Below are 17,200 nucleotides of genomic sequence, written 5' to 3'. Positions count from 1 at the left end.
ATGGTTCGAAAATACACCTGATCTATCTGAAGCTAGGAAGAAGGTCGATGCGCGCCTGTCTAGTGCCTGGAATGAACTAGTTGTACAGCGGTTAATCGTAGCGACTCAGATAGAAGACGAGGCGTAATAATGCGCGTTAACTGCTGAGTGTTCGACAGTTTAGAGAGAGCCGCTTGAACGAAAGCAACTTCGAAGCAGGCGCCGTATCTGCGTTACTTTATTCTCCCACTCCAATGGACGTCCGGTAAGTATTTCGAAGGGGTGGCCATTGACTTGGTATATCACTTCGGCAATCAAATGCGGTAAGCTGATGTGATAGTAATTTTGCGAGTTTTCGCACAGATGCGGCGCCTGGCGATGCGCTTCAACGATCTGGGCAATCAACGCCTCGGTGGGAAGACCACTTGGAACGACACGTTCGGGCGCATGCGCCTGGACAACTGCGCCCGAACAGCGCCGGCAAGCATATTTCGGCCGTCGCGTCACCAGGACGCGCAATTGGGCAGGAACCCTGTCGAGGCGTTCGGAGGTATCTTCGTCGATCCTGGCCATCTGTCCGCAGCCGCAGGGGCACATCGTACTCTCGGGCTCGATGACCTGCTCCACGCGCGGCAGATGCGCTGGCAAATGGCCGCGACTGCGGCGCGGCCCGTTTGGCTCTTGGCGTTTGCCCTTAATGACGGCTTCGGCCCTTTCCTGGGTGGCATCGAGAATGCCTTGCGCGATCTCGATATCTTCAAGAGGTAGATTGAACTGCTCCGGGCTCAGCTTTTCCGATTTCGCGCCGAACTTGTCGCGCCGCAGATCGCTGACGATGGCTTCCAGTCGCCGCCGTGCTTCCTCTGACTGGGCCAACGCCACCTGATGCTCGACAAGAGCAGCCTGCGTCTGCGCTAAAAGCGCCTTCAAGGCAGCGTTTTCTTCGGACAGTGACGCTTGGCTCATGCGCAATTTTAATCATATTTTCGAATGGCTTACCACATCGAACACGGTGCTGATTCAATCCGCCGCACTTATCCGGCAAGCTGCGGACGTCGCTGTCGCTCGGACCGTACGAGCCGCCAATCGAGCCCCTCGAACAGGGCTGCAAACTGAACCGGCGACATCCGCATCACGCCGTCACGGACCTGTGGCCAGACGAATTTGGTCCCCTCCAACCGCTTGTGGATCAGCACCTTGAGAATAGAGGCGCGTTCTCCGGCCGTCTTCTTCGCCCAAAGCTTCTGGGCGACGACGGCTGCCCGGATGGCATCCTCCGTTTCCGCGGCCCCGAGGTCGGGGACCGCGCCGAGCGGCGCGCCGGTTGCCGGATTGCGCACCGTCGTCGCCGGGCGGCCTTCCGCTTCGATCCAGCGGCCGGCGATCGGGCATGCCTGACGGAACAGCGAGGGATCACTGAGTTTCATAGGACGACTTTCAACAGAAGACATGGGCCGCACCGGGATCGAAATCCAGATGTACCGTGTCTCCACGGCCAAGCCCGGTGATCGCCTCGTGACCGAAGGGCAGGCGAACCGCCAGCGCCTCGCCGGTCGCCGTTTTGGTCGAGACATGTATATTGTTGCCGAGAAACGTGATGTCGCTGACGGTTGCGGCGAGCCCCGCTCCCGCCGCCTGGGCGCGCGACAGCCGAATGCGCTCCGGCCGCAGCATCAGGGCTGCCCTCGTCCCGGAGGTTCCTTTTCCATGCACCGGAATATGGTTGAAGACGCTCCCGCCGCCAAGCGAAATGCTGGCCTGCCCGTCGGACGACGACAGCAGGTCGCAGGAAATGAAGTCGCTGTCGCCGATGAATTCGGCAACGAAGCGGGTCCGCGGATTGGCGTAAAGTTCCGGCCCCGTCCCAATCTGATCGATGACGCCCTTGGAAAAGACGGCGATGCGGTCGGAGAGCCGCAGCGCCTCCTCCTGGTCGTGCGTGACATAGAGGATCGTCACTTCGGTCTGCTGATGGATCCGGCGTATCTCATGCTGGATTTCCTCGCGCAGCTTCTTGTCGAGCGCCGACAGCGGCTCGTCCATCAGAAGCACCGGCGGATCATAGGCAAGGGCTCTGGCAAGGGCGACGCGCTGCTGCTGGCCGCCGGACATTTGTGCAGGCTTGCGATCCTCGAAGCCTTCGAGCCTGACGAGGCGCAGCATCTCCTTCACCTTGCTGTCGACCTCGGCTTTGGACTTGCGCCTGACCTTCAGCGGGAATGCGATGTTTTCGCCGACGGTCAGATGCGGAAACAGGGTGTAGCGCTGGAACACCATGCCGATGTTGCGCTTGTGCGACGGCGTGGCGAGCAGGGTCTTGCCCTCCAGCGTGATGTCGCCTTTCGTCGGAGTTTCAAAGCCGGCCAGAATGTAGAGGGTCGTGCTTTTCCCGGATCCGGATGGTCCGAGAAAGGTCAGGAACTCCCCGCGCCGAACGTCTAGATTGACGTCGTGGACGGCAACGACAGGGCCGTATTCCTTGCGTATTCCGCGGATCTGAAGGAATGGTTCTTTCATTGTTTCAGTACCTTACGCACGACGGCAACCAGCGCCATCAAGATGATCGTCAAAAGGATGAGAAGGGTCGACGCCGCAGCGACAACCGGCGTCAGGTCCTGCCGCAGCGTCGCCCATACCTTGACGGGCAGCGTCTGCAGGGTCGGGCTGGACATGAAGATCGCCACCACCACCTCGTCCCAGGATGTCAGGAACGAGAAGACGGCGCCCGAAAACAGCCCATGGCTGATCGCAGGCAGGGTGACCCTGATCTTTGCTTCCAGAGGCGAGGCTCCGCACAGAACCGCCGCATCCTCGATCGACTTGTCGAAGCCCTCCAGCGCACTTGAGATGGAGAGGATCGAGAAGGGCAGCGCGAGAACGAGGTGCGAAATGACGAAGCCCACCAGCGTGCCGCCGAGGCCGATCCTCAGAAAGAAGGCATAGAGGGCAACCGCAAGAACCACGACGGGAAGGATCATCGGCGTCAGAAACAGCGCCTTCAGCGCATCGCGGAACAGGAACGAACCGCGCACCAGCCCGAAGGATGTCACGAGCCCGAGCAGCACCGACAGGACAGTGACGATCACCGCGATCTTGAAGCTCGTCCAGGCCGATTCCAGCCAGCGCGGATCGGCAAAGAGCTCGCTGTACCATTGAACCGTCCAGCCCGGCGGCGGAAAGATCAGCCACTGCGAGGAGCCGAAGGAGAGCGCCGCGATAAAGACGATCGGCAGCAGCAGAAAGGCCGCGGTCAGAAGCGTTATCGTCAGCAGGATGTATTTCCACCAGCCGAGGCGGTCGAAATTGAGCAACATGTCAACGCCCTCCCGGGTTCTGGTTGCCGACGAAGCGCAGCTGGACGGCATAAAGCAACAGGGTCACCACGAGTAGAACCAGCGCCGCAGCACCTCCCATTCCCCAATTGACCAGCGACTGCACGAATTGCGCGATCAGCTCCGCGAGCATCATGTTGGCAGTGCCGCCGAGAAGCGACGGCGTGACGAAATAACCAAGGGACATGACGAAGACCATGAGGGCACCAGCCGCCATACCGGGCATGGCCAAGGGCAGCAGAACACGGGTCAGGCACTGCCACCGGTTGGCGCCGCAAAGGGCTGCCGCCTGCAGGGTCGACGGATCGATCTTCCTGATCACGCCGTAGAGCGGCAGGATGATGAAGGGCAGCATGATATAGGTCATGCCGATGGTGACTCCGGTCAGATTGTTGACCAATGCCAGGGGTTTTTCGATCAGCCCCATTCCGATCAGCATCTTGTTGATCAGCCCCGTCCGCTGCAAAAGCACCATCCAGGCATAGGTGCGCGCAAGCAGGTTGGTCCACATCGAGAGCAGCAGGATCGCAAAGATCACCGAGGTCAGCCGCCCGGGCATGATTGCCAGCGCCCAGGCAACGGGAAATCCGATCAGCAGCGAGATCACTGTGACGAGGCCTGAGACGATGAAGGTGTTGGCGAAAATCTTGAGATAGGTCGCGGACCCGATCAGCTGCGCATAGTTTCCAAAGCCCGGCACGGGTTCCAGCACGCTGCGCAGCAAGAGCACCGCCACCGGCGCGATGAAAAAGATCGTCACGAAGGCGAGAGCCGGAAGGACCCCGCTGAACCCTGTTGCCCTGCGCACCTTCGGCAGGGGCGCAATTGCGCCGGAGGCATCGCTATATGTCGACATGACAGTCCTTCTCACCCGTCAATTTCCGCCGACGCCGAGGTCCAACAAATGCGCACCGACGCTGGCAGAGGCACGGCGAACATTCGCCGTGCCCGTTCATCTCAAGTTTCAGGCTATTTTGCCTGCCAGGCGTACCACTTCTCGCCGATGGCATCGCGATTGTCCGCCCAGTAGTTCATGTCGGCATTCACCTGGCTGGCCGTCTGCTGATCCGGCAGCGTCTTGGCCGTCTCCGGATCCATCAGCTTGGCCGAGTCAAGGTTGATTGGCGCATATCCGGTGGCCTTTGCAAAGGCGGCCTGCGGTTCAGCCGAGGTCGCCATTGCAATGAACTTCATCGCCGCTTCCACGTTCGGCGAACCCTTCGGCACGACGAGCGAATCCGCAGCGGTGATGTTCTGTTCCCAAGAGGTCTCCGTCTTGATGCCACTTGCCGCAAGCGCCGTCATGCGGCCGTTCCAGACACTGCCGAAGGGCGCCTCGGCGGAGGCCAGCAGTTGCTGCGACTGGGCGCCGCCCGACCACCAGATGATATCCGACTTGATCGTATCGAGCTTCTTGAAGGCGCGGTCGAGATCGAGCGGATAAAGCTTGTCGGCAGGCACGCCGTCGGCAAGCAGCGCCGCTTCGATCACGCCGGGAGCCGACCACTTGTAGAATGTGCGCTTGCCGGGAAACTTCGTCGTATCGAACAAGTCCGCCCATGTCTTCGGGCAGGCGCTGACGGCATCGGCGTTGCAGCCGATGACGAAGGAATAATAGAAGCTGCCGACCGAATAATCGGTGACGAAGCGCGGATCGAGCTTGGATTTATCGATGACCGAGAAATCGAGTTTCTCGAGCTGGCCATTCTTGCCGGCCTGGGCGGCATAGTCGCCTTCGACGTCGACAACGTCCCAGGTGACCTGGCCAGCCTCGACCATCGCCTTGAGCTTGCCGTAGTCGGTCGGCCCGTCCTGTACGACCGTGATGCCGGTCTTCTCGGTGAACGGGCTGGCCCATGCCGCCTTCTGCGCGTCCTGGGTCGTTCCTCCCCAGCTCGAGAAGACCATGCTGTCAGCGTGTGCCGGTACGGACACAGCCACGAATGCGGCAACCGCCGCGAAAGCAAATGTTGTTTTCATGTTCCCTTATCCTTGTTCTGGTTTGTCCTACGGGTATGCCTTATGCCGTCAGCGCGCCTCGCTCCTGGGAGAAAAGTTAGCTGGCTTCATAATCTTGTTTTCCGCTACGTCGATGAGATCGCGGATCTTGGGCAGGAAGGCCTGCCACCGGGGATCGGCCAATAGCCTCTGGCGCCGCGCTTCCCGGTCGTCCAGGCTCGTAAAGGCCCAGATGTGGACGATCTCGTTGATCGTGCCGATCTCCGAGAAGAAGTAGCCGACCAGCGTGCCGAGATGACTCTTCTGGATCTCGATGCCCTCTTCCTCGACGACCTTGAGATATTGCGGGATCGTTCCGTTCTTGAGCCGATAGGTGCGGACCTCGTAAAACATCGCTCACCTCATCACGAAAGGATCGGGGATCGGATCGTCGGAGGTCCGGAGCCAGATCGTCTTGGTGCGGGTATAATCGAGCGCCGCGGCCATGCCGCCTTCCCTGCCGTGGCCCGACAGGCCGAAGCCGCCAAAGGGCGCGATCGGCGAGACGGCGCGGTAGGTGTTGACCCAGACGATGCCGGCGCGGATGCCCTTCATCAGCCGGTGCGCCCGGGTGAGGTTCTGGGTGAAGATGCCGGAAGCCAGGCCATAGCGGGTGTCGTTGGCAAGCCGCAGCGCCTCGGCTTCGGTCTCGAAGGACACGACGGAGAGGACCGGCCCGAAGAACTCCTCGATCAGAGACGGCGAAGCGACATCGTCGCAATCGAGGATCGTCGGCGGGAAATAATAGCCTTCGCCATCGATCTTGCGTCCTCCCGTGACGAGGCGGGCGCCGCTTTCGATCGACTTCGCGACGAGGGCGCCGATATTGTCCTGCTGGCGCTTGGTGGCAAGCGGCCCGACTTCGGTCGCCATATCAAGCGGGGCGCCGATCCGGATCGCTTCCGCCTTTTCCCGCAGCAAGGTGACGAATTTATCCTTGACGCTGCGTTCGACGATCAGCCGTGACCCGGCAACGCAGCTCTGCCCTGTCGCGGCGAAGATGCCCGCGACCTGGGCATTGGCCGCGCTCTCGAGATCTGCGTCGGCAAAGACGATGAATGGCGACTTGCCGCCAAGTTCAAGCGAGGTGGAGGCGAGGTTTTCGGCCGAGTTGCGAACGACGTGCCGGGCGGTTTCAGGGCCGCCGGTAAAAGCGACATGCGCGACCTTCGGGTGCCGGCCGAGGGCAGCGCCGCAGGAGGCGCCGAAACCCGTGATGATGTTGACGACGCCGGCGGGAAAGCCTGCCTCGTGCACGAGCCGTGCAAATTCGAGAAGTGGCGCCGGCCCGTCTTCCGAGGCCTTGACCACCATCGTGCAGCCGGCCGCGAGCGCCGGGCCGATCTTCACCGCGGACAGGAAGAGCTGGCTGTTCCACGGCACGACCATCGCAACGACGCCGATCGGCTCGCGGCGAAGCCAGACATCCATGTCGGGCTTGTCGATCGGCAGGTAGGCGCCTTCGATCTTGTCGGCGATGCCGGCATAGTAGCGATAGTATTCAGCGACATAAGCGATCTGCGCCGATGTCTCGCGGATGATCTTGCCGGTGTCGCGTGTCTCCAGTTCAGCGAGGATCTGCGCGTTGGCGGCAACCAGGTCGGCCAGCTTGTAAAGCAGCTTGCCGCGTTGGGTGGCCGTCAGTTTCGACCAGGGGCCTTCGTAAAGCGCCCTGTCGGCCGCGTTGACAGCCCGATCGACATCTCCTTCGCGCGCCTCGGGCATATCAGCCCAGACCGCGCCGGAGGCGGGATCGATGCTCGGATAGCTGGCCTCGCCATCTGAGAATTCGCCGTCGATGTAGTGCTGGAAACGCCGCATGGTCTTACTCCTGAAATGCTGGCATGACCTCGGTGATGAAGCGTTCGAGCGACGCCTTCTTGCGCTCGAAGCTCATGCCGGTGTCGATCCAGAAGGAATATTCGTCATAACCGAGCGCTTCATACGCCTTGAGCCGGGCGATGACGGTCTCAGCGTCGCCAACGACATTGTTGGTGCGCATGACCTCATCCGACAGCATCGCGTTTGCTCTGACCTGTTCGTCCGGGATCCGTTCGATCAGACCCTGGGTAACCGGCTTCTCATTCTTGAACCAGGCGAAGAAATAATTGTAGTAGACGCTGAGTTCATGGGCAGCCTGGGCGACATCGTCCTCTGACGAGCCGACATAGGTGTGACGCAGCAACATGATCTTGGGCCGCTCGATCTCGGGATTCTTCGCGCAGGCATCGTTGAAGCGCTCCATCAACGACTGAACCTCGTCGTCGCCCTGCCAGAGGGGCGTCACCTGAACGTTGCAGCCGTTGGCGACGGCAAATTCGTGCGAGTTCGGATCGCGCGCCGCAACCCATATGGGCGGGTTCGGCTGCTGCAGCGGCTTCGGCGCCGAGGTGGTCGAGGGAAACTTGAAGAACTCCCCGTCATGGGCGTAGTCGCCGGCCCATATGCCCTTGACCGCCGGAATAAGCTCGCGCATGCGCTGGCCGGCGCCCCAGGCATCGAGACCGGGCAGCAGACGTTCGTATTCGAAGGAATAGGCCCCGCGCGCAATACCGATATCGAGCCTTCCGTCGCAGATGATGTCGGCCATGGCGGCCTCGCCGGCTAGCTTGATCGGGTGCCAGAAGGGGGCGATCACCGTCCCCGTCCCAAGCCGGGCTCGCGATGTGTGCGGCGCGCCAGATCGGCAATGGTCACGAACGGGTTGGGCGCAATGGTGAAATCCATGCCATGGTGCTCGCCCGTCCAGATCGCATGCATGCCGCCCTTGTCGGCGATCTCGCAGAGCGCGACGAATTCCTCATAGAGGCTTTTATGGCTCTGGCTGGCGTCGAGCCGTTCCATATGGACGAAGAGGGAGAACTTCATGCTTTTGCGCCCTTGGCTGGAATGGGATGAACGGTGCCGCCGGTCTCGTCGCCGAAATAGACGCCGAAATTGCCGATCAAGCTTTCCATCGCAAAACGGTTGACGATATCGGCGGTCGAACTGGTCTTGAACTTTGCCGCAACCAAGGCGTCAGGTTTTACGAACCTGCCGCCGGCAGGCTCGCCCTCGCCGGCAACGGCGTGATAGACGATGTGCTGCTTGCCGTCGCTTTTGCCCTCATAGACCGAATAGAGAAAGCCGATGCTGACCCTCAGCCCGGTGAGCGACTCCAGGTATGTTTGCAACGCCTCGGTCGGGTTGCCATCATAGGCGTCGACGCTTGGCAGGCAGAGCACATCCTCGCCGAGCAGCAGTACCTCTCCGCGGCGCTCGACGACTGCGGCCAGTTCGATATTGCCTTCGCTTGCCGCGGAAACCGCCTTGCTTGCCAGCGTCGGCGTGAAATAACCGCCGCGCGCATAGCCGAGACCGTTGCGGCCGCTATTGTCGAAAGCTTCGATGCGTCCCATCAAAATGACGTGGTCGCCGGCCTCGATGACCTGTTCCATGGCGCATTCGAACCAGGCCGCCACATTCGAGAATATCGGGCAGCCTGCCGATCCCCTCGCCCACTCGACCGCCGAAAACCGGTCTTCGACCGGGCGCGCAAAAGTGTTCGACACGTCTTTCTGCGTTTCCGAAAGCACGTTGATGGCAAAATGCGGCGCTCCGGTCATGATGGCGAAATTGCGCGACGTCTTGGCAAGGCAGACGAGCAGCAGAGGTGGATTGAGCGAGACCGAGGTGAAGGAGTTCGCCGTGAAGCCGATCGGATTTCCATCCCCGTCGCAGGCGGTGACGACAGTCACGCCGGTGGGAAAAGCCCCGAATGCATCTCGCAGCGCTCTTGGGTCGACAGTCTGGATTGTCATCGTTCATCCTCCCCGAACGACAGCCACTCGGCGAGCAGCAAATTTACGATATCAGGCGCGGTCAGGTTCACCATGTGACGATGGCCTTCGACGATACGGACGTAGCCCCGCGGCGCAAGCTCCGCCATCTGGGTTGCCATCAGGGGTGTCGAATTCGGGTCATCGGACCCCGTCAGGAACAGGGCCGGACCGGCCACATCCTTCCAGCCATCGGCATAGGTCTCGTCTCCGCGTGCAAAGGCAGCGTAAGCGACGGCATAGCCCTGGGGATCAACGAGGTTCAGCCATTTTCGTGTCAATTCACGCGCAACGATGCTGTCCGCATCATCGCCGAACCAGCGGGCCAAAGGCCCTTCCTTGTCGACGCCCGCCACCGGAATGGCCGCAGCCCGCGCCAAGACGGCAGCCTTGGCTTCAGGGTCACGCCTGTAGACGCCATTGAGGTAGGCGACACGGCTGATACGCTTGCCAAAGGTCGCCGCCGCCCCTCCCGATACCAATGCGCCCATCGAGTGCCCGGCAACATTTGCCGTATCGATCGCCATCTCGTCGAGAAAGCGGCCGAACCAGGCAACGAATTCCTCGAGCCGACTGCCTGCCGGCAGCTTTGCGCTCTCACCGTGTCCCGGCATGTCGACGGCGATGACGCGATGGTCCGCAGACAGAAATGCGATCTGCGGAGCCCAGGCCTCGAGCCGCATGCCGACGCCGTGAATGAGAACCAGCGGCTCACCACTGCCGGCCTCGTGATAGGCCGTGCCGCTTGCCGTCTTCTTTCGGGGCAAGGCACCGGCGGCGTTCGTTGCTGCAGCGGTGCCTGTGGTCGATCCGGCTGTCAGCATCTCAAAGCGCTCCTTCAAACGCCCGCAGGATTGGCAACGTCTTGCCCCAGGTCCTTCAGATCCTGGTAGCGGTCGCCGATGCGGTGATGGGGGCGTCCGCCTATCGAAGCACCGAGGGCCACGACGATCTCGTCGGCGGCAGGCGCGTCGGGGATCGACGTCTGGATGGTCAGGTAGTGCGAACGACGGCCCTCATCGTTCTTGTCCATCAGCGGGATCATGATCGGCGCATTGGCAGGACCGCGTGTGTTGCAGAAGGCGAGATAGGACTTGGCGCCGACGGCCTGGCGATAAAAATTGCCGAAACGCAGCGTGTGGATGAGCGCCGATCCGTGTTCGATCTCGCCGTCCAGGCCGACGACTGCGGACTTTCCATATGCTTCGACTGCCTCGCCGGACCCGACCGCATCGATGATCATCTTGGTCAGCAGCTCGCCGAGCACCGGAGCGCCTGCATGGATTTCAGGCTTGAGGTCATCGACGAAGCCACGGCCCGCCCAGGGATTCTTCACGACCGCGAAGGCGGTAAACAGCTTCAGCGGAACCGCCGCGGCCTTGCCGCCCTCGATCAGCGTCGTTTCGATCTGCAGTCCCGTCTTGCGAATTTGAATGGCCATCCGAATACCTCACTTTCTATATTAGATATTATGGTATACCATGATATTGCGCTGTCAAGTTTGTTTCTGCAGAGACGCCGGCGGAGCCAACCAATTCAAAATACATATCTAAAAACAGCACTTTACAGGATCTTCCCGGTTGCCCAACTGCTGTGGATAGGGCGGATTTGAAACTCGGCGACGCGCGAACGATGTCGAGCCTCGAAGGCAATTTGGATCAGCTTGTTGTCAGGCGTTCGAGACGCCGCGTCGGCAGCCCGCAGGCGCTCGACAAATCCGAAAAGGCAGAATGATCCCAGTCCATATGATACCGCCTTAGATATGATAGATTATGGCATACCATCACATTGCGCAAAGTTGGGTGTCAAGTCTCAGTGCGGCTTCTTTCTGGATTCCATGGAGTCGTGATTGCGGCTGTAGAACAGCAGCGGCGGTCTGCAGCTGGTTTATTCGGCTGGCTTCTGGGCGGACAGCACCGCTTCGGCAATCGCACTCGCCGCCGCGACATGATCCATCGCTGCCTGCTGGGCTCCCTCGCCGTCACCGCGGCGGATGGCGTCGACGATCTGCGCCATCTGCGCCGGCCCCTCGATGCCGCGCCGCTCAGTCTTGATCGTCATCGAGCGCAAGTGATTTATGCGCACGGTAAGAAGATTGACGACGCCCCAGGCAACGTGCCGGTCGACCATGGTGAACAGCGTCTGGTAGAACGCCGTAGTGTGCGACAGCACCCCGGGCATATTGTTGTCGCGATAGCAGTCCCGGATCGATTGCAGCGAAGCTTCCAGCGCAGAGACTATATTTGGATTGCCGCGTTCGGCACACAGCCGCGCCGCCATACCTTCGAGTGCGCCGCGAATTTCGTAGATCTGCTTGGCCTCCGCCAGGTCGAGCTCGGCGACGATCGGCCCCTTGTTGGGGAGGTTGGCGACCAGCCCCTCGGATTCGAGATGTCGCAGGACCTCGCGGACAATCGTCCGACTGACGCCGAGCTGGGCGCACAGATCCCTTTCGACTAGTCGATCCCCTGGGCGGAAATAACCGTTCACGATTGCTTCCCGGACCTTGTCGAGTGCCAGCTCCCGCAATGTCTTTGCCGGGCGTTCCACTCTAATTTCCGCGCCCTTTAAAGCACCGCTCATGTTTCAAGCCCCCGGGTTGGACGTATCGGCGCCCGACCGAAGTCCACCTCGGGCACCGACCTCGTCAGAATCGTATTATGGCGTACCAAATACTGCATTGAAGTTCAACTACACTTGGCAAAGGTCGGAGAACGCATCAGCCCATGCGTTCAGAGGCATAGCCGCCGGGGCTTGCCGGGAAAACGATCGTCCGATTGCCATTGATGAAGGTGCGATAATGGATGTGTGCATGGATGGCACGGGCCAAGACCTGACTTTCAACATCGCGGCCGATCGAGACATAGTCTTCTGCCGACTGCGCATGCGTGATGCGCGCCGTGTCCTGCTCGATGATTGGACCTTCGTCGAGATCGGCGGTGACGTAATGCGCCGTCGCCCCGATCAGTTTCACACCGCGTTCGTAGGCCTGTTTGTAGGGGTTTGCGCCCTTGAAACTTGGGAGAAAGGAATGGTGGATATTGATGATTCGGCCGGACATGAGCTTGCAGAGTCCGTCGGACAGCACCTGCATGTAGCGGGCGAGCACGATTAGCTCGGTGCCAGTCTGCTTCACGATTGCGAGAAGCTGCGCTTCGGCTTCAGGTTTATTTTCCTTTGTCACCTTGATGTGATGGAAGGGAATGTCGTGATTGACGACGACCTTCTGGTAATCGAAATGGTTGGAGACGACGCCGACAATGTCGATCGGCAGCGCACCGATTTTCCAGCGATATAGAATATCATTCAGGCAGTGCCCGAAGCGCGAGACCATCAACAGCACCTTCATCTTCTGCTGGCCGTCATGCATTTCATAGGTCATGTCGAACTGCGCCGCGACCGTCTCGAACCCAGCCCCGATCTCTTCTAAGGACAGACCTTCTTCGGAGATGAAACTCACGCGCATGAAGAATTTGTCGGTCTCCAGATCGTCGAACTGCGAGCTGTCGACGATGTTACAACCTTTCCCGGCGAGATAGCCGGAGATGGCCGCAACGATGCCGCGGGTTGATTGACAGGACACGGTAAGAACGATGTTTTTCACGAGATCTTTCCTTGAGATAGACCTCATGAGGTAGCGATCACCTCATGAGAAAAGCGTAACCTGGCTCTCGGCCAGGCTTCAACTCAGATGTCGAGCGTGGTCTGATGCTCCCATTCGGTGAACTGGGAGCAATAGGTGTTCCACTCGCCGCGCTTCAACTTGAGATAGGCGGCGGAGAATTCGAGACCGAGCGCTTGCTGAAGCTCGGCGTCCTTTTCGTATTCGCGAAGGGCGTCGAGCAGGTTCAATGGCAGTTTCGGCGCATCGGTGATCGTGTGGCCTTCGCGATACATGTCGATATCGTGGTGCGGACCGGGATCGGCCTTGCTGCGGATGCCTGACAGGCCGGCGGCGATGATGATGGCCTGTAGAAGGTACGGATTGACGGCTCCATCCGGCAGACGGAGTTCGAAGCGACCTGGACCTGGTACGCGGACCATGTGGGTTCGGTTGTTACCTGTCCAGGTCACACTGTTAGGAGCCCACGTAGCCCCTGATATCGTCCGCGGTGCGTTGATGCGCTTGTAGGAATTCACCGTCGGATTGGTGACGGCGGCCAGTGCCGATGCATGCTTCATGATACCGCCGAGGAAGGTTTTACCCTGAGCGGAGAGCCCGAAGGCCATTTCCTTGTCCGCGAAGGCGTTGACCTTGCCATCGATGTCCCAGACGGAGATGTGGGCATGGCAACCGTTTCCGGTCAGGCCTTTGAAGGGCTTCGGCATGAAGGTGGCGCGAAGGCCGTGCTTTTCGGCGACCGACTTGACCATGAACTTGAAGAAGGAATGCTTGTCTGCCGTCTGAAGAGCGTCGTCATATTCCCAGTTCATCTCGAACTGGCCATTCGCGTCCTCGTGGTCGTTCTGATAGGGCTTCCAGCCAAGCTCGAGCATGTAGTCGCAAATCTCGGCGATGACATCATAGCGACGCATCACGGCCTGCTGATCGTAGCAAGGCTTCTCGGCTGTATCGAACTGGTCTGAAATCACCGAGCCGTCCGAAGAGATAAGAAAGAACTCGGGCTCCACGCCGGTTTTCACCCGGAGCCCTTCTTTCGCAGCTTCAGCGACCAGTCTTTTCAGCACCACACGCGGTGCCTGTTCGACAGGCTGATCGTCCATGACGCAGTCGGCAGCAACCCATGCGACGTCTTTCTTCCAGGGTAGTTGGATGACGGAGGAGGCGTCGGGCACCGCGAACAGGTCGGGATGGGCAGGCGTCAAATCGAGCCAGGTTGCAAAGCCCGCGAAGCCGGCGCCATCTTTCTGCATATCGGCGATGGCTTCTGCGGGGACCAGCTTGGCGCGTTGACCGCCGAACAGGTCAGTATAGCTGATCATGAAATATTTGATGCCTTTGTCTCTGGCAAAAGCAGCAAGGTCCAGTGTCATTCTCGTTCCCCTTTGGATTTCTTGGAGACACCTTGGTTATGGATGCGAGACGGCCGGGATGTTTGCCCGGCCGGTAGAAATCAGTAGCCTCCCTTGCCGGGATACCAGTTTGTGCCGGCGAGCGGGATCTGGGCCATAGCGGCGGCCTCCATCGTCAGGGCGCAAAGATCTTCCGGTTCCAGGTTGTGCAGGTGGTTCTTGCCACAGGCGCGCGCAATGGTCTGGGCTTCCAGCGTCATAACCTTCAGATAGTTGGCGAGACGGCGGCCGGCGGCGATTGGATCAAGCCGCTTCATCAGTTCCGGGTCCTGCGTCGTGATGCCAGCCGGATCTTTGCCTTCATGCCAGTCGTCATAAGCGCCGGCCGTTGTGCCGAGTTTCTGGTATTCGTCTTCCCAATGCGGATCGTTGTCGCCGATCGCCACGAGCGCCGCCGTGCCGATGGCGACGGCATCGGCACCCAGCGCCAAAACCTTGGCTACGTCGGCGCCCGAACGGATGCCGCCGGAGATGATCAGCTGCACCTTCCGATGCATGCCGAGATCCTGCAGCGCCTGAACCGCCGGACGAATGCAAGCGAGTGTCGGCATGCCGACATTCTCGATGAAGACGTCCTGTGTGGCCGCCGTGCCGCCCTGCATGCCGTCGAGCACGACGACGTCGGCGCCGGCCTTCACGGCAAGGGCTGTATCGTAATAGGGACGCGCGCCGCCGACCTTGACGTAGATCGGCTTTTCCCAATTGGTGATCTCGCGCAGCTCCATGATCTTGATTTCCAGATCATCGGGGCCGGTCCAATCCGGATGGCGGCAGGCTGAGCGCTGATCGATGCCCTTCGGCAGGTTGCGCATATTGGCGACGCGGTCGGAGATCTTCTGGCCGAGCAGCATGCCGCCACCGCCGGGCTTGGCGCCCTGCCCGACCACGACTTCGATCGCGTCGGCGCGGCGTAAATCCCTAGGATTCATGCCGTAGCGGGAGGGCAGGTATTGGTAGACCAGCGTCTGCGAATGGCCGCGCTCCTCATCGGTCATGCCGCCGTCGCCGGTCGTGGTCGAGGTGCCTGCGATCGTCGCACCGCGACCGAGCGCTTCCTTGGCGTTGCCGGAAAGCGCGCCAAAACTCATGCCGGCAATGGTGATCGGAGTCTTCAGCGTGATCGGCTTCTTGGCAAAGCGCGAGCCGAGCACCACCGTCGTGTCGCACTTCTCCCGATAGCCTTCGAGCGGATAGCGTGAAATCGAGGCGCCGAGGAACAGCAAATCGTCGAAATGCGGAACCTTGCGCTTGGTGCCGGCGCCGCGGATGTCGTAGATCCCGGTGGCGGCCGCACGACGGATTTCGGCGAGCGTATAGTCATCGAAGGTCGCGGACTTGCGTGGCGGGGTATAGGGGTTGTGATAGCTCATGGGTGTCCCTCGCCTCAATACGCGTCGGCGTTGTCGATGTTGAAATTGTAGAGCTTGCGAGCCGAGCCGTAGCGCTTGAACTCTTCGGGCCTGACGCCCGTGACCCCTGCGCGCTCGAGCAGCTCGGCAAGCTTCTCCAGATGCTCCGGCCGCATCTCTTTCTCGATGCAGTCGGAGCCGAGGCTCTTGACCTCGCCGCGGACGAAGAGCTTGGCTTCGTAGAGCGAATCCCCCAGCGCATCGCCGGCGTCGCCGAGCACGACGAGATGGCCGGACTGGCCCATGAAGGCCGACATGTGGCCAATGCTACCGTGAACGACGATATCGATGCCCTTCATCGAAATGCCGCAGCGCGATGCGGCATTGCCCCTGATGACGAGCAACCCGCCGCGGCCGGTGGCGCCGGCATACTGGCTGGCGTCGCCCTCGATGACGACGGTGCCGGACATCATGTTTTCGGCAACGCCCGGACCGGCCGAACCATGAACGGTGACGGCGCCGCCGTCGTTCATACCGGCGCAGTAATAGCCGACGGATCCCTTCACATCGACGGTGACCAGCGCATCGATACCGACGGCAACCGAATGGCTGCCGCGCGGATTGATCACTTCAAATGCAGTGTCGTTGGAGCCGCTTGGAATGGCGTGAAGTGCACTGTTGAGGGCGCGCAGTTCAGTTGTGGAGAGGTCGAATGTTGGCATTGTCTCAGGCAGCCTTCTCGTGATCCCAGAAATAGACGGTCGCCGGTTCCGGCTCCCAGACCCGGGCAGTCTCGATGCTCGGCAGATTGACCAGCGCGCGATATTCGGAGCCGAAGGCGACATACTGGTCGGTCTCCGCCATGACGGCGGGCTTGCAGGCAATCGGATCGCGCACCACGCCGAAACCGGATTTGGTGCCGACGACAAAGGTGAAAAAGCCGTCGAGATCATCGAGTGCGCCGGTCAGCGCCTCGCCGAGGTTTTTTCCCTTTGCCATTTCCGCCGTCAGGTAGGCGGCCGCGACCTCCGAGTCGTTCTGCGTCTCGAAGGTCATGCCCTCACGGACAAGTTCCCGACGCAGATTGTTGTGGTTGGATAGCGAACCGTTGTGCACCAGGCACTGATCTGCGCCGGTCGAGAAGGGGTGTGCGCCAAGCGTGGTTACGGCCGATTCCGTCGCCATGCGGGTGTGGCCGATGCCATGCGACCCCCCCATCGAGCGAACGTCAAAGCGGGCAACGACATCCTTCGGGAGACCGGTTTCCTTATAGATCTCGACACTGTCGCCGGAACCCATGATGCGGACGTTGGGGCGAATGGCGGCCAGAACCGCGCGAATCTCGGCGAGCTTAGCGGCGTCGACTTCTGCGACAGCGTGGGTGCTCTTGACGCTGACCGTCGCGGCAATGCCGACACGGCCGAGATCCGCGGCAAGACCGCCGAAATCCGTATCCGGCGCAGCCGACTGCAGAGTAACCTTGGCCTTGCCGTCGGCGGCGGCACCATAGATCGCGATACCCGCTGAGTCAGGACCGCGGTCGGTCATGATGATCAGCATATCCGACAGGAGCGCCCCCAACTGGGGCTCCAGGCTCTTGTCCTTCAGGAATAGTCCAACAATGCCACACATCTGTGCGTACCTCCATTCGTGTCTGAATGAAGGGCTATCATATGGAATTCCAGAGATC

Annotated in this window: 17 protein-coding genes and 2 pseudogenes; all 19 read right to left on the bottom strand. The window is 60.6% G+C overall.

Features of this window, described 5'->3' with window-relative positions:
• Nucleotides 1-159: 159 nt before the first annotated feature.
• Nucleotides 160-945: an IS66 family transposase zinc-finger binding domain-containing protein gene (locus QA644_RS34315; protein WP_283074105.1), complete on the bottom strand. Its 786-nt coding sequence runs from the start codon at nt 943-945 to the stop codon at nt 160-162.
• Between the two features lie 68 nt (nt 946-1,013).
• Nucleotides 1,014-1,175 (bottom strand): IS66 family insertion sequence element accessory protein TnpB, encoded by a 162-nt coding sequence (gene tnpB / locus QA644_RS34310; RefSeq protein WP_283074367.1) that lies wholly within the window; start codon nt 1,173-1,175, stop codon nt 1,014-1,016.
• Nucleotides 1,176-1,406: pseudogene (locus tag QA644_RS34305) on the bottom strand (aldehyde dehydrogenase family protein); the annotation flags it as partial. It lies immediately after the preceding gene.
• 10 nt (nt 1,407-1,416) lie between these two features.
• Nucleotides 1,417-2,496 carry an ABC transporter ATP-binding protein gene (locus QA644_RS34300; RefSeq protein WP_283074104.1) on the bottom strand — a complete coding sequence of 360 codons (1,080 nt, stop codon included), beginning with the start codon at nt 2,494-2,496 and terminating at the stop codon, nt 1,417-1,419.
• A complete protein-coding gene (locus QA644_RS34295; RefSeq protein ID WP_283074103.1) occupies nt 2,493-3,293 on the bottom strand; it encodes an ABC transporter permease in 801 nt (266 codons plus the stop codon). The genes QA644_RS34300 and QA644_RS34295 overlap by 4 nt, the downstream gene beginning before the upstream one ends.
• A gap of 1 nt (nt 3,294) precedes the next feature.
• The gene (locus QA644_RS34290) at nt 3,295-4,167 is read right to left on the bottom strand and encodes an ABC transporter permease (RefSeq protein WP_283074102.1); all 873 of its coding nucleotides are present in this window, start codon (nt 4,165-4,167) and stop codon (nt 3,295-3,297) included.
• 113 nt (nt 4,168-4,280) lie between these two features.
• A complete protein-coding gene (locus QA644_RS34285; RefSeq protein ID WP_283074101.1) occupies nt 4,281-5,291 on the bottom strand; it encodes a polyamine ABC transporter substrate-binding protein in 1,011 nt (336 codons plus the stop codon).
• Nucleotides 5,292-5,339: 48 nt separating this feature from the next.
• Complete coding sequence (locus QA644_RS34280; RefSeq protein WP_064819526.1) at nt 5,340-5,663, bottom strand: NIPSNAP family protein; 324 nt, start codon at nt 5,661-5,663, stop codon at nt 5,340-5,342.
• A 3-nt stretch (nt 5,664-5,666) separates the two neighbouring features.
• The gene (locus QA644_RS34275; protein ID WP_283074100.1) at nt 5,667-7,130 is read right to left on the bottom strand and encodes an aldehyde dehydrogenase; all 1,464 of its coding nucleotides are present in this window, start codon (nt 7,128-7,130) and stop codon (nt 5,667-5,669) included.
• 4 nt (nt 7,131-7,134) lie between these two features.
• A pseudogene (locus QA644_RS34270) lies at nt 7,135-8,177 on the bottom strand (LLM class flavin-dependent oxidoreductase).
• A complete protein-coding gene (locus QA644_RS34265; RefSeq protein WP_283074099.1) occupies nt 8,174-9,109 on the bottom strand; it encodes a flavin reductase family protein in 936 nt (311 codons plus the stop codon). Before QA644_RS34265 ends, QA644_RS34270 begins: the two are co-directional and overlap by 4 nt.
• Nucleotides 9,106-9,951 carry an alpha/beta fold hydrolase gene (locus QA644_RS34260; RefSeq protein ID WP_283074098.1) on the bottom strand — a complete coding sequence of 282 codons (846 nt, stop codon included), beginning with the start codon at nt 9,949-9,951 and terminating at the stop codon, nt 9,106-9,108. Before QA644_RS34260 ends, QA644_RS34265 begins: the two co-directional genes overlap by 4 nt.
• Nucleotides 9,952-9,965: 14 nt before the next feature.
• A complete protein-coding gene (locus tag QA644_RS34255; protein ID WP_028759123.1) occupies nt 9,966-10,568 on the bottom strand; it encodes an amino acid synthesis family protein in 603 nt (200 codons plus the stop codon).
• A 446-nt stretch (nt 10,569-11,014) separates the two neighbouring features.
• Entirely contained in the window at nt 11,015-11,710 is a 696-nt protein-coding gene (locus tag QA644_RS34250) for a GntR family transcriptional regulator (protein WP_283074097.1), read from the bottom strand.
• A 136-nt stretch (nt 11,711-11,846) separates the two neighbouring features.
• A complete protein-coding gene (gene purU, locus QA644_RS34245) occupies nt 11,847-12,731 on the bottom strand; it encodes a formyltetrahydrofolate deformylase (RefSeq protein ID WP_283074096.1) in 885 nt (294 codons plus the stop codon).
• A gap of 83 nt (nt 12,732-12,814) precedes the next feature.
• On the bottom strand, nt 12,815-14,122 hold the full coding sequence (gene glnT, locus QA644_RS34240; protein WP_283074095.1) for a type III glutamate--ammonia ligase: 1,308 nt from the start codon (nt 14,120-14,122) through the stop codon (nt 12,815-12,817).
• Nucleotides 14,123-14,202: 80 nt separating this feature from the next.
• On the bottom strand, nt 14,203-15,531 hold the full coding sequence (locus tag QA644_RS34235; RefSeq protein WP_283074094.1) for an FMN-binding glutamate synthase family protein: 1,329 nt from the start codon (nt 15,529-15,531) through the stop codon (nt 14,203-14,205).
• A gap of 14 nt (nt 15,532-15,545) precedes the next feature.
• Nucleotides 15,546-16,232, bottom strand: coding sequence for a GXGXG domain-containing protein (locus QA644_RS34230; protein ID WP_283074351.1), 687 nt, complete (start codon nt 16,230-16,232; stop codon nt 15,546-15,548).
• A 4-nt stretch (nt 16,233-16,236) separates the two neighbouring features.
• Entirely contained in the window at nt 16,237-17,142 is a 906-nt protein-coding gene (locus QA644_RS34225; protein ID WP_283074350.1) for a glutamine amidotransferase family protein, read from the bottom strand.
• Between the last annotated feature and the right edge of the window lie 58 nt (nt 17,143-17,200).

Origin of the sequence: Rhizobium sp. CC1099 (assembly GCF_029714385.1) — a bacterium.
GTDB lineage: Bacteria > Pseudomonadota > Alphaproteobacteria > Rhizobiales > Rhizobiaceae > Rhizobium.
Note: the sequence above shows the minus strand (reverse complement) of the source record. Positions and strands in the feature narration are given on the sequence as shown.

Coding starts and splice junctions, on each gene's coding strand:
- QA644_RS34250 (WP_283074097.1), bottom strand. CDS start 11,710: ATGAGCGGTGCTTTAAAGGGCGCGGAAATTAGAGTGGAACGCCCGGCA.
- QA644_RS34260 (WP_283074098.1), bottom strand. CDS start 9,951: ATGCTGACAGCCGGATCGACCACAGGCACCGCTGCAGCAACGAACGCC.
- QA644_RS34225 (WP_283074350.1), bottom strand. CDS start 17,142: ATGTGTGGCATTGTTGGACTATTCCTGAAGGACAAGAGCCTGGAGCCC.
- QA644_RS34290 (WP_283074102.1), bottom strand. CDS start 4,167: ATGTCGACATATAGCGATGCCTCCGGCGCAATTGCGCCCCTGCCGAAG.
- QA644_RS34280 (WP_064819526.1), bottom strand. CDS start 5,663: ATGTTTTACGAGGTCCGCACCTATCGGCTCAAGAACGGAACGATCCCG.
- QA644_RS34285 (WP_283074101.1), bottom strand. CDS start 5,291: ATGAAAACAACATTTGCTTTCGCGGCGGTTGCCGCATTCGTGGCTGTG.
- QA644_RS34300 (WP_283074104.1), bottom strand. CDS start 2,496: ATGAAAGAACCATTCCTTCAGATCCGCGGAATACGCAAGGAATACGGC.
- QA644_RS34255 (WP_028759123.1), bottom strand. CDS start 10,568: ATGGCCATTCAAATTCGCAAGACGGGACTGCAGATCGAAACGACGCTG.
- QA644_RS34235 (WP_283074094.1), bottom strand. CDS start 15,531: ATGAGCTATCACAACCCCTATACCCCGCCACGCAAGTCCGCGACCTTC.
- QA644_RS34315 (WP_283074105.1), bottom strand. CDS start 945: ATGAGCCAAGCGTCACTGTCCGAAGAAAACGCTGCCTTGAAGGCGCTT.
- QA644_RS34275 (WP_283074100.1), bottom strand. CDS start 7,130: ATGCGGCGTTTCCAGCACTACATCGACGGCGAATTCTCAGATGGCGAG.
- QA644_RS34230 (WP_283074351.1), bottom strand. CDS start 16,232: ATGCCAACATTCGACCTCTCCACAACTGAACTGCGCGCCCTCAACAGT.
- glnT (WP_283074095.1), bottom strand. CDS start 14,122: ATGACACTGGACCTTGCTGCTTTTGCCAGAGACAAAGGCATCAAATAT.
- QA644_RS34295 (WP_283074103.1), bottom strand. CDS start 3,293: ATGTTGCTCAATTTCGACCGCCTCGGCTGGTGGAAATACATCCTGCTG.
- QA644_RS34265 (WP_283074099.1), bottom strand. CDS start 9,109: ATGACAATCCAGACTGTCGACCCAAGAGCGCTGCGAGATGCATTCGGG.